Source organism: Streptomyces sp. NPDC107471 (assembly GCF_055582845.1).
In genome coordinates this window covers 357,061-368,607 of sequence record NZ_JBVJPC010000010.1, presented here as the reverse complement: position 1 = coordinate 368,607, position 11,547 = coordinate 357,061, and the positions used below count along the sequence as shown (strand labels likewise).

8 protein-coding genes are annotated in these 11,547 nt (G+C 70.7%); 2 read left to right on the top strand and 6 right to left on the bottom strand.

Annotated features, from left to right (window positions below; translation table 11 throughout):
- Window positions 1-418: 418 nt before the first annotated feature.
- Window positions 419-1,426 carry a stage II sporulation protein M gene (locus tag ACZ66S_RS31945; protein WP_469905022.1) on the bottom strand — a complete coding sequence of 336 codons (1,008 nt, stop codon included), beginning with the start codon at window positions 1,424-1,426 and terminating at the stop codon, window positions 419-421.
- Window positions 1,427-1,555: 129 nt separating this feature from the next.
- Between ACZ66S_RS31945 and ACZ66S_RS31940 the strand changes: the two genes are divergently transcribed.
- Window positions 1,556-2,557 (top strand): RDD family protein, encoded by a 1,002-nt coding sequence (locus ACZ66S_RS31940; protein ID WP_469905021.1) that lies wholly within the window; start codon window positions 1,556-1,558, stop codon window positions 2,555-2,557.
- A 10-nt stretch (window positions 2,558-2,567) separates the two neighbouring features.
- Here the strand turns inward: ACZ66S_RS31940 and ACZ66S_RS31935 are convergent, their stop codons facing one another.
- Both ACZ66S_RS31935 and ahcY read right to left on the bottom strand, forming a co-directional pair.
- A complete protein-coding gene (locus ACZ66S_RS31935; protein ID WP_469905020.1) occupies window positions 2,568-3,197 on the bottom strand; it encodes a hypothetical protein in 630 nt (209 codons plus the stop codon).
- 147 nt (window positions 3,198-3,344) lie between these two features.
- Window positions 3,345-4,802 carry an adenosylhomocysteinase gene (gene ahcY / locus ACZ66S_RS31930; protein ID WP_469905019.1) on the bottom strand — a complete coding sequence of 486 codons (1,458 nt, stop codon included), beginning with the start codon at window positions 4,800-4,802 and terminating at the stop codon, window positions 3,345-3,347.
- Between the two features lie 492 nt (window positions 4,803-5,294).
- Here ahcY and ACZ66S_RS31925 point away from each other — a divergent pair, with 492 nt between their 5' ends.
- Window positions 5,295-7,901 (top strand): fructose-specific PTS transporter subunit EIIC, encoded by a 2,607-nt coding sequence (locus tag ACZ66S_RS31925; RefSeq protein WP_469905018.1) that lies wholly within the window; start codon window positions 5,295-5,297, stop codon window positions 7,899-7,901.
- A 60-nt stretch (window positions 7,902-7,961) separates the two neighbouring features.
- On the opposite strand, the gene ACZ66S_RS31920 is transcribed toward ACZ66S_RS31925, so the two are convergent.
- The 3 genes from ACZ66S_RS31920 to ACZ66S_RS31910 all read right to left on the bottom strand — a co-directional run bounded on the left by ACZ66S_RS31920 (window position 7,962) and on the right by ACZ66S_RS31910 (window position 11,411).
- Window positions 7,962-8,942, bottom strand: a complete 981-nt coding sequence (locus ACZ66S_RS31920; RefSeq protein ID WP_469905017.1) for a cation diffusion facilitator family transporter — start codon at window positions 8,940-8,942, stop codon at window positions 7,962-7,964.
- A 144-nt stretch (window positions 8,943-9,086) separates the two neighbouring features.
- Complete coding sequence (gene manA / locus ACZ66S_RS31915; protein WP_469905016.1) at window positions 9,087-10,238, bottom strand: mannose-6-phosphate isomerase, class I; 1,152 nt, start codon at window positions 10,236-10,238, stop codon at window positions 9,087-9,089.
- A gap of 45 nt (window positions 10,239-10,283) precedes the next feature.
- Window positions 10,284-11,411: an SIS domain-containing protein gene (locus tag ACZ66S_RS31910; RefSeq protein WP_469905015.1), complete on the bottom strand. Its 1,128-nt coding sequence runs from the start codon at window positions 11,409-11,411 to the stop codon at window positions 10,284-10,286.
- Window positions 11,412-11,547: the final 136 nt, after the last annotated feature.

Sequence of the window (11,547 nt, the reverse complement as noted above, 5' to 3'; positions counted from 1 at the left end):
GGCGTTGATTTTTGGCACGCTGTTGAGTTCTCAAGGAACGGACGCTTCCTTTGTACTCACCCTCTCGGGCTTTCCTCCGGGCTTTTCCCTTCGGTATTGCGTTTCCGACTCTATCAGACCGTTTCCGGTTCCGATTTCCTCGGTGCTTTCCAGGTTCCCGCTTCCGCGTTTCCCTTTCCGGCGCTCCCAACATTATCAGAAGTTTCAGGCCGGACTGATCGGCCATCTGTTTCCGATTTATCGGGAAGAGGCTTCTTCGAAATCGAGATTTTCCAGAAGCAGACAGACACTCACTGCTGCCGAGCGGGTAGTAACCCAGCTCCAGGCAACTGTTCGAATCTACCTCCCCGCATCGTCCGTGTCAACGGCTCCTGTGGGGCGAAGGAGACAGTAGCAGCTCAGTACCGCCGCCTGCACATCAGGCAGCGGTCGGGACGCCGGCGCTGCGCTCGGCTGCCTCCAGGTCGCCTGTGTCACCCGCCCGTGCCGCGCGTCCGCCCAGGACGAAGACGTAGGCCAGGAAGGCCAGCTCGGCGAGGATGCCGATGGCTATGCGGGCCCAGGTGGGCAGACCAGAGGGCGTGACGAAGCCTTCGATCGCGCCGGAGACGAACAGGACAAGGGCGAGACCTATGGCCATGCCGACGGCGGCCCGGCCCTCCTCCGCCAGCGCTGTGCGTCGGGAACGGGGACCCGGATCGATCAGCGTCCAACCGAGGCGCAGCCCGGTGCCGGCGGCGACGAAGACCGCGGTCAGTTCGAGGAGGCCGTGCGGGAGGACCAGGCCGAGGAAGGTGTCGAGGCGGCCGGCCGAGGACATCAGGCCGACGCCGACACCGAGGTTGAGCATGTTCTGGAAGAGGATCCAGAGGACCGGGAGGCCCAGAAAGATGCCCAGGACCAGGCAGGTGGCGGCGGCCTGCGCGTTGTTCGTCCACACCTGGGCGGCGAAGGACGCGGCGGGATGGCTCGAGTAGTACGTCTCGTACTGGCCGCCGGGGCGCGTGAGCTCACGCAGTTCGGTGGGGGCCGCAATGGAGGACTGCACGTCGGGGTGGGTGCCGATCCACCAGCCCAGGAGGGCAGCGACAACGGTGGAGAGCAGCGCGGTGGGCACCCACCAGTGGCGCGACCGGTAGACGGCGGCGGGGAAGCCGTACGCGAGGAAGCGTGTGACATCGCGCCATGAGGCGCGGCGGGTTCCTGTGACGGCACTACGCGCGCGTGCCACGAGTTGGCTGAGCCGGCCGGTGAGCTGCGGGTCGGGGGCGCTGGACTGGATCAGGGACAGGTGAGTGGCCGTGCGCTGGTAGAGGGCGACGAGTTCGTCCGCCTGGGCGCCGTTGAGACGGCGCTGGCGCCGGAGCAGGGCGTCGAGGCGGTCCCACTCGGCTCGGTGGGCGGTGACGAAGACGTCGAGGTCCATCGGTTTGCCTGCTCCTCGGCTGATCGTCGGCGGTCCGTCGTGGATGTCAGCTTGTCGTACTGCGGCGCGATGCGCCCTCAGCTTGGCAGACTGGCTGTTCACGAGGCAGGGCAGGGAAGGGCGGCGGGCGTGAGTGAGCTGGTGACGGGCGAGGCGGTGGCGCTTGAGTTGCGCCCCGCGAGGCTGCCCAGCAGGGCGTTGGCCGTGCTGATCGACCTGATCGTGGCCGTGGTCGTGTACATCGCCGTGACCATCGCGGTGGTGGCCGCTGCCGCGTCGCTGGACGACGCGGCCCAGATGGCGCTGTCGATCGCCGCGTTCCTGCTGGTCCTGGTGGGCGGGCCGATAGCGGTCGAGACGCTCAGCCACGGGCGGTCGCTGGGGAAGCTCGCCGTGGGGCTTCGCGTGGTGCGGGACGACGGCGGACCCATCCGGTTCCGGCATGCGCTGGTGCGGGGTGCGATCGGTGTGGTCGAGATTCTGATGACGTTCGGGGTGGTGGCGTGCATCGCTTCGCTCGTCTCGGCGCGTGGGCGCCGGCTCGGTGACGTGTTCGCGGGGACGCTGGTCGTGCGCGAGCGGATTCCCGTGGCGCCCAGCGGCTTCGTGCCGCCGCCTCCGCCGTGGCTGGCAGGCCGGTTCTCCGAACTCGATCTGTCGGCTGTCCCCGATGGCCTGTGGCTTGCCATCCGCCAGTACCTGACGCGGATGCACCAACTCGATCCGCAGGTGGGCTGGGCGATGGCGGAGCGGCTGGCGTCCGACCTCGCGGCGCGTACGGGTGCTCCGGCGCCGAGGGACGTGCCGCCGGGCGCGTATCTGGCGGCGGTGGTGCAGGAGCGGCAGGTCCGCGAGTCACGGCGGGCCTTCGGCGGCCCCGCGGCGCACCCTGCCGTGGTGCCCGGCGGCCCTGCGGTCGGGAAGCAGGGTGGCTATCCGCATCCGACGGTGCTGCCCGCCGGTCCGGCCTCTCCGGCCTCTCCCTCTCCTCAGCCGCCCGTCTCGTACGGCGTCGAGGCGGCTCCGGGCGGGCAGGGTCCTGGCGTTCCGGTCGGGGATGCCTCCGACGGTCCCTCGCCCACCGTGCCGTCGGAGGGAAGGCCCGCCTCCGGGTTCGTTCCGCCGGCGTGATCCCGCCGGGTCAGCCGGGCGGTGTCGCAGGGAACGTCGACGGCGGTGACTCGAGGTCCTCCAGCTCGATCCCGGGAGCCGCGAGGACCACGTCCCCGGCGATGTGCACGGTGTGCTGCTCGCCCGTGTCCAGGGCTGTGACCTGGTACTCCTCCACGGTCAGAGGCCCGTTGTCAGTGGCGTGTGCTTCTCTTTCCAGCAAGGTCCAGGACTGGTCCACGGTGCGCGGCGCGAGGACGGGGTCCGTGAAGGCCACGAGGCGTACGCGGGTTGCTGATGCGGAGGAGGTGAGGCGCAGGAGACGGGTGGTGGCGACGAGGAACGCGGGTGACGTGCCGGTGAAGGCGTGGGCGGGGACATTGCCTTCCGTGGCGTGGGTCCCGGTGGGGTCCGTGCGGACCCAGGTGACGCCGTCGAGCGCGGCGCCGCGCACCTGCCAGCTCCCGGCGTGCAGTTCGAGGCGGATGGGGCGGCCGAGTTCGTCGAGGGTGAGGTCGACCGAGCCGCTGTGATCGCCCGCGGGGGTGGTCAGTCGAGAGACGTAGCGCCAGCCGGACGGGCCGGGGGCGCACTGGAAGTGTTCTTCCGCGAGGGGGGTGTGATCGTGCGGATCGTGGAGCGAATAACGGCCGCGGGGCATGGGTGTCCTGGGTTCTGACGGGCTGTCCGGCCTGACGGTCACGCGGTGAGGGAGCAGGGCCGAAAAAGGTCACAAGGCCAAAGGGGCAGGCCCCCGACACGGGGGTGCGGGGGCCTGCCTCGGAGGACTGCTGCTGTGCCGTGCGGCTCAGTAGCGGTAGTGGTCCGGCTTGTACGGGCCGTCGACCTCGACACCGATGTACGCCGCCTGCTCCGGGCGCAACTGGGTCAGCTTCACGCCGAGCGCGTCCAGGTGGAGACGGGCGACCTTCTCGTCGAGGTGCTTGGGCAGCACGTAGACGTCGGTCGGGTACTCGTCGGGCTTGGTGAACAGCTCGATCTGGGCCAGGGTCTGGTCCGCGAAGGAGTTGGACATCACGAACGACGGGTGACCGGTGGCGTTGCCCAGGTTCAGCAGGCGGCCCTCGGACAGCACGATCAGCACCTTGCCGTCGGGGAACGTCCAGGTGTGGACCTGCGGCTTGACCTCGTCCTTGACGATCCCGGGGATCTGGGCGAGGCCGGCCATGTCGATCTCGTTGTCGAAGTGGCCGATGTTGCCGACGATCGCCTGGTGCTTCATCTTGGCCATGTCCGAGGCCATGATGATGTCCTTGTTGCCGGTCGTGGTGACGAAGATGTCGGCCTTGTCGATGACCTCGTCCAGCGTCGTGACCTGGTAGCCGTCCATCGCCGCCTGCAGGGCGCAGATCGGGTCGATCTCGGTGACGATGACACGGGCGCCCTGGCCGCGCAGGGACTCCGCGCAGCCCTTGCCCACGTCGCCGTAGCCGCAGACGACCGCGGTCTTGCCGCCGATGAGGACGTCGGTGGCGCGGTTGATGCCGTCGATCAGGGAGTGGCGGCAGCCGTACTTGTTGTCGAACTTCGACTTGGTGACGGCGTCGTTCACGTTGATCGCCGGGAACAGCAGGGTGCCGTCGCGGTGCATCTCGTACAGGCGGTGGACGCCCGTCGTGGTCTCCTCGGTCACGCCGCGGATCTCCGAGGCGAGCTGGGTCCACTTCTGGGAGCCGTCGGTGATGGTGCGGTTGAGGAGCTCCAGGATGACCCGGTGCTCCTCGTTCTCGGCGGTGTCGACCGAGGGGACCTTGCCGGCCTTCTCGTACTCGACGCCCTTGTGGACGAGGAGGGTGGCGTCACCACCGTCGTCGAGGATCATGTTCGGGCCGCCGGTGGTGGCGTTCGGCCAGGTCAGAGCCTGCTCCGTGCACCACCAGTACTCCTCCAGGGTCTCGCCCTTCCAGGCGAAGACCGGGACACCCTGGGGGTTGTCCACGGTGCCGTTCGGGCCGACGGCGATGGCGGCGGCCGCGTGGTCCTGGGTGGAGAAGATGTTGCAGGACGCCCAGCGGACCTCGGCGCCCAGGGCGACGAGGGTCTCGATGAGGACGGCGGTCTGCACGGTCATGTGCAGGGAGCCGGTGACGCGGGCGCCGGCGAGCGGCTGCGCCTCGGCGTACTCCTTGCGGATCGCCATCAGGCCGGGCATCTCGTGCTCGGCGAGGGTGATCTCCTTGCGGCCGAACTCGGCCAGGGAGAGGTCGGCGACCTTGAAGTCCTGTCGGTTCTCGACAGTCGTCATTACGAGCTGCTCCTCGGGGTTGGGGCGAGGTGGGTACGGCTGGTCTGCGCGGCGGCGGACACAGGGGTGCCCGAAGAGGACACAGGCATGCCCGGTGCGCGCAGCGCAGTCCGTCGGAGGCCCTCTCTCCCTCGGTCGGTCCGCGGTGGGACCGCCCGACCGCCATCAGCAGCGACGTCTGGCTCCGTCCCAAGCTACACCGGTCGGCCGGGCCGCCCCAGTCCGCCTCCGCATACATCAAGCCGATCACGGGTGACCGTCGGGGAAGTCGGCGGGGCACCCCGAGCCGTCCCGGCAGGGTGCCCCGAGGACGGTGACAACAGGCCTGCGAATTACGGAACAGGCGGCAACAGACCAGGTCATGCGGGGACTTTTGCCCGTTGGGCGACCGGGGCAGGTGAGGGAGGATGCGAGGCCGAACGGAACAGCAGACCGGTCTCGCGGGGCGTCCGGGACGGCGCTCCCGTGTGACACAGGCGTGAGGAGATCGACGTGACCAGTCCGGCCGGACCTCCCCCCACGGGCGGCGACAGCGAGCGGCAGCGGACAAAGCTGCTGGCAGTGACCGCATGCCCGACCGGCATCGCACACACGTACATGGCCGCGGAGAAGCTCGCGCAGGCCGCCGCGAGTCGTGGCATCGACATGAAGGTGGAGACCCAAGGCTCGATCGGGGCTGAGAACATCCTCGATGACAACGATGTCAACACCGCGGACGGGATCATCGTCGCCGCGGACAAGGACGTGGACCTGAGCCGCTTCGTGGGCAAGCGGGTGCTGACCGTGGGCGTGGCGGAGGGAATCCACCACCCCGAGCAGTTGATCGAGCGGGTGCGGTCGGCGCCGGTGCACAGGGCGGGCAGCACCCCGGCCGCGGCGGCGCAGGGCGGTGGCAAGGAGCGGAGCGTCGGGTACAGGGCGCTGATGAACGGGGTCAGTTACATGATCCCGTTCGTGGTGGTCGGCGGGTTGCTGATCGCCATCTCGCTCTCGCTGGGCGGGCACACCGACCCCTCCGGCGGTCTGGTCATCCCGAAGGACTCCTTCTGGATGGACATCCACAACATCGGCGTCATCGGCTTCACGCTGATGGTGCCGATCCTGTCCGGCTACATCGCCTACGCCATCGGTGACAGGCCCGCGCTGGTGCCCGGCATGATCGGCGGCTGGATCGCGAACACGGGAGCCCTGTACGACTCGGAGGCGGGCGCCGGGTTCATCGGGGCGATCGTGACCGGGTTCCTCGCCGGATACCTGGTGCTGTGGATCAAGAAGGTCAAGGTCCCGAAGTTCGTACAGCCGATCATGCCGATCATCGTGATCCCGATCGTGGCGACCACGGCGCTCGGGCTGTTCTTCATCTACGTGATCGGGAAGCCGATCTCCTGGGTGTTCGAGCACCTGACCGACTGGCTCGGCGGGATGACGGGCACCAGCGCGATCCTGCTGGGCGCGATCCTGGGGCTCATGATCGCGTTCGACATGGGCGGGCCGGTCAACAAGACGGCGTTCCTTTTCGGAGCGGGGCTCATCGCCACCGGCAACCAGACGGTCATGGGCATGTGTGCGGCGGCCATCCCGGTCATGCCGCTGGGTCAGGGCCTGGCCACGCTGATCCGCAGGCGGCTCTACACCGAGCAGGAGCGGGAGACCGGGCTGGCCGCGCTGTTCATGGGCTGCTTCGGCATCTCCGAGGGTGCGATCCCGTTCGCGGCGGCGCGGCCCGCGCAGGTCATCCCGGCCAACATGCTCGGCGGCGCGGTGGCCGGCGCGATCGCCGGTGTCGCCGGGGTCGAGGACGCGGTGCCGCACGGCGGGCCGATCGTGGCGGTGCTCGGTGCGGTGAGCGGGGTGCCGCTGTTCTTCGTGGCCGTGCTGATCGGCACGGCGGTCACCGCGCTGACCACGGTCGCGCTGGTCGACCTCAGCGAGCGCAAGCGTGAGGGCGCGGAGCCGATGAACTCGGGCGTGGGCGGGCCGGGAGTGGCCGGGCCGCTGGAGCCCGCGCTGGTCGGAGTGGGCGCCGGTGCGGCGGCCGGTGGAGCCGCCGGTGCCGTGGCGGCGGAACGGATCGTCTCCCCGTCGAGCGCGCCCAGTGTGGAGGTGGCAGCGGACGGGGGCCAGAAGGCCGCGGTCGGCGAGGGTGATGGCGGTCGGGGCATTGACGCCGACACCGAAACCGCCGGGGACGAGACCGGTACCGACGTCGACGGGACCTCCAGGCCCACCGCCGGCGCGGGGACCGAAGCCGCGCAGGACGCCACCGGCGCCGACGAGAGCACCGCGCCAGGCATCGAAGCCGAGCTGAAGGGCGACGCCGGTACCGACATCGACGGGAGCCCCAAGTCCACCACCGAAGCCCGGACCGAAGCCGCGCAGGACGACACCGGAACCGGCGAGACCCCCAAGCCCGGCACCGAAGCCGAGCTGAAGGGCGACGCCGGTACCGACATCGACGGGAGCCCCAAGTCCACCACCGAAGCCCGGACCGAAGTCGCACAGGACGACACCGGCACCGACGAGAGCACCGCACCCGGCGCCGAAGCCGAGTCGAACGCCGGAGCCGATGTGTCCCCCAAGAGCGACACCGCCTCCGCAACCGGCCCCCAGACCGACCTCCACCCCCCGGCCGCACCGGACCGTCAGGTCCTCTCCGGTTATCTCACCGAGCAGACCGTGAAGGTGTCCCTCGGCGCCCGGGACAAGGAGGCGGCCGTTCGGGAGATGGCGGAGCTGCTCGCCCGGACCGGCAGGGTGACGGACGTCGACGAGCTGGTCGCCACCGCGCTGCGGCGGGAGGAGCAGGGGAGCACCGGGCTTGGGGAGGAGATCGCGATACCGCATGCCAAGACGGATGCGGTGTCCGCGCCCGTCGTCGGGTTCGCACGGTCCGCCGAGGGCGTCGAGTGGGGCTCCCTCGACGGTACGAAGGCCAGGCTGGTCTTCATGATCTCCGTGCCGGAGGCGGCCGCGGGCGACGAGCACCTGCGCATCCTGGCGCTGTTGTCGCGGAAGCTGATGGACGCCGGGTTCCGGGCGCGGCTCATCGCGGCGCCCGACGAGCGGGCCGTGCTGGACGTGCTGAGCGAGATCGGGTGAGCGAAGGGCCCGCGCCCCCGGTGCGGGGACGCGGGCCTTTCAGCCGCTGCGGACCGGTGATCAGTGCTCGGCGGGATGCTGCGCCGGTCCCCCGGGGGTCGCCTCGCGGTCGGCGCCCTTGCGGGCCTCGGCCTCGCTGTAGATGTCCGGTTCGAGGTAGATGACCCGGGCGATGGGCACGGCCTCGCGGATGCGGGACTCGGCGGCGTTGATCGCGGAGGCGACCTCGCCGGCCGTGTCGTCGTGCTGGACGGCGATCTTGGCGGCGACGAGCAGTTCCTCGGGGCCGAGGTGGAGCGTGCGCATGTGGATGATGCCGGTGACGGTGTCGCCGTCGACGATCGCGGCCTCGATCTTCTGGACCGCATCGGTGCCGGCGGCCTCGCCGAGCAGTAGGGACTTGGTCTCCACCGCCAGGACGAGGGCGATCAGGATGAGCAGGATGCCGATGCAGAGGGTGCCGATGCCGTCCCAGACGCCGTCGCCGGTCAGCAGGGCCAGGCCGACACCGCCGAGGGCGAGGATCAGGCCGACGAGGGCGCCGAAGTCCTCCAGGAGGACGACCGGGAGCTCGGGCGCCTTGGCGCGGCGCACGAACTCCTTCCAGGAGAGGTCGCCGCGCAGCGGGTTGGACTCCTTGATGGCCGTCCGGAAGGAGAAGCCCTCGGCGATGATCGCGAAGACGAGGACGCCCACCGGCCAGTACCAGTGCTCGATCTCGTGCGGGTGCTTGATCTTCTCGTAGCCCTCGTAGACGGCGAACATGCCGCCGATCGAGAAGAGGACGATGGAGACCAGGAAGGCGTAGATGTAGCGCTCGCGGCCGTAGCCGAACGGGTGTTGCGGGGTCGCCTCGCGCTGGGCCTTCTTGCCGCCGAGGAGCAGCAGGAACTGGTTGCCGGAATCGGCGAGCGAGTGCACGCCCTCGGCGAGCATCGAGGACGAGCCGCTGAACGCGAACGCCACGAACTTCGATGCCGCGATCGCGAGGTTGGCCCCGAGTGCCGCCACGATCGCCCTGGTTCCGCCTGACGCGCTCATGTGGTCGCGTTGTCCCTTCGCCTCAAGTGCCTCTACGCCGTCCAGGCCTTTGCCCGTCCTTTGCCGGAGGGCCATTCTTGCAGTCTCCCCCGGCACGGACGTCTCAGCCGTCCACAGGACCGGTCATACGATCACACGCTTCCGTCAGACGATCACGGTCGCCCGGAAGAGCGTGCCGGTGCCGGACACCTCGGCCTTCTCGCCCGCCGGTACGAACACCGACTGGCCGGGGCCCAGTTCGTGTTCCCCGACTCGCACGGAACCTGCCGTGCAGAGCAGGATCTGCGGGGTCGGGCGGGTCAGGTCGTGGGTGGCGGCACCCTCGGGGAGGACATACCGGGACAGACGGAACTCGTCGATGGGGGTCTCGTAGACCTCCTCGCCGTCGGGGGACGCCTCGGGGCGGAGCACGCCCGGGTCGGCGGCCTCGAAGCGGACGATGCGCAGGAGCTCGGGGACGTCGACGTGCTTGGGGGTCAGGCCGCAGCGCAGGACGTTGTCCGAGTTGGCCATGATCTCGACGCCCAGGCCGTTGAGGTAGGCGTGCGGGATGCCGGCGCCGAGGAACAGGGCCTCGCCGGGCTGGAGTCGGACGTGGTTGAGGAGCATCGCGGCGATGACGCCCGGGTCGCCCGGGTAGTGGTGGGCGATGTCGGCGTACGGGGCGTGCTCGCCGCCGAGGCGGGCGCAGGCGGCAGCGGCCTCGGTGACCGTGTGGGCCATCTCCTCGCGGTCGGCGGTGAGGATCGCCGTCAGGACCTCCCGCAGGGCCGCCTCCTCGGGGTGGGCGTGCAGGAGGTCGACGTACGGCTTGAGGGAGTCGACGCCGAGCGCGTCGAGCAGTTCGGCCGCACGCGCGGGTTCGCGGAAGCCGCACAGGCCGTCGAACTCGGTGAGCGCGCAGATCAGTTCGGGCTTGTGGTTGGCGTCCTTGTAGTTGCGGTGGCCCGCGTCCACGGGGATTCCGCGGCGCTCCTCGTCGTCGTAGCCCTCCTTCGCCTGGGCGAGGTCGGGGTGGACCTGGAGGGAGAGCGGGGCGCCCGCGGCGAGGATCTTGAGCAGGAAGGGCAGGCGGGGGCCGAACTTGGCGACCGCCTCGGCCCCGAGCTCCTTCGCCGGGTACGCGTCGATGACCTCGACGAGGGTGCCCCGGCCGGTGCGTGAGGGGGCTCCCGGGTGGGCGCCCATCCACATCTCCGCCTGCGGTTCGCCGGTCGGCTGTACGCCGAGGAGTGCGGGGATGGCGGTGGTGGAGCCCCAGGCGTAGGGGCGGACGGTGTTGTCGAGGCGGTCCATCGGGCTCTTTCTGTACGTACGGCGATCCGGGCGTCCTGGGCTACGTCAGGCCCCGGAGGCGAGCGCCAGGTAAACGGCGGCGAAATCCGTGACGGCGATCAGTTCCGCGAGGGTCTCGATCTCGCCCCCGGACTCCGGTTCCAGCTCACTGATCGGCGTGTCGTGGCTCAGGGCCAGGTCACGGGCGGCCGGGGCGGCGCTGAGGCCGCCGATCGGACGGTCGCGGAGGAGCACCACGCGTGCGTGCAGCGCGGGAGCTTCCTCGACGCGGTCGCGGAAGAAGTCGTCGGGGTCGGCGCCGGCGGCCAGGGGTCCGGAGAGCAGCGTGCTGTGCGCGGCGAGGGCCTCGGGCAGTTCGGCGACCACGGACGGGCGGCCGGAGAGTTCGGCGAGGGCCGCGGCGAAACGACGGCCGGCGGGGCCCGCGGAGGTGCCCTCGGTCCAGATCACCGGGAGCGCGTCGGCGAGTTCGGCGGCGAGCGTCTTGGCCGGGTTGCTGTAGGTCGCGATGGCGGGGCCGCAGCGCTCGGCGATGAGGTCCAGGCGGCCGGCGATCTTCTCGAGCGTGTCCGGCGGGGCGGTGAGCAGGCCGGTGCGGTCGAGGACCGCGAGGAACGGGGTGAGCAGGGCCCACAGGACGCCGGGGGCGGACGCGGTGAGCGGGCTGTCCTGCTCGTACGGGGCGGTCGCCATGGGCACGAACAGGCCGTGGGCGCCCTCGACCGCCTCGGTGAGCGGGGTGCGGGCGGGGGCCACGGCGACGACCGTGCAGCCGCGGCGGTAGGCCTGGTCGGCGAGCAGGGACAGGCCCGGCTCGGTGCCGTCGGGCGTGGCGATCAGAAGCAGGTCGACCGAGCCCGCCCAGCCGGGGAGCTCCCAGCGCAGGGCGCCCGCGGCGGGGGCGACGCCGGTGGGGGCGAGGCGGGTGACGGGGCTGCCGGCGCCGGCCAGCGTGCCGAGGAGGTCGGCGACGTGGGTGGCGGCGGCGCCGGGGCCCGCGATGAGGACCGCGCGCGGGCGGCCGTCCGGCTTGAGGTCGTTGACCCCGGCCTCGGCTGCGTGCCGGGCCGCGGTGCGCACGCGGGCGCCGGCCTCGGCTGCGCCGCGGAGCAGGCCTCGGCGGTCGGCCTCCGAGAGGGCCTCGGGGGTGTCGAGCAGCGATTCGTCGAGCATGGGGCGGCAGCCTCCGATCGCCGGGTCTCCGGGACGCCGGATTGTCGCTTCGCCGGGTCGTCGGTCGCGGGTCCGGGACACCGGTGGTCGCTGGGGTCGCTGTGTCGTTGTCGCTCACGGCCGCCGAGGCGCTGTC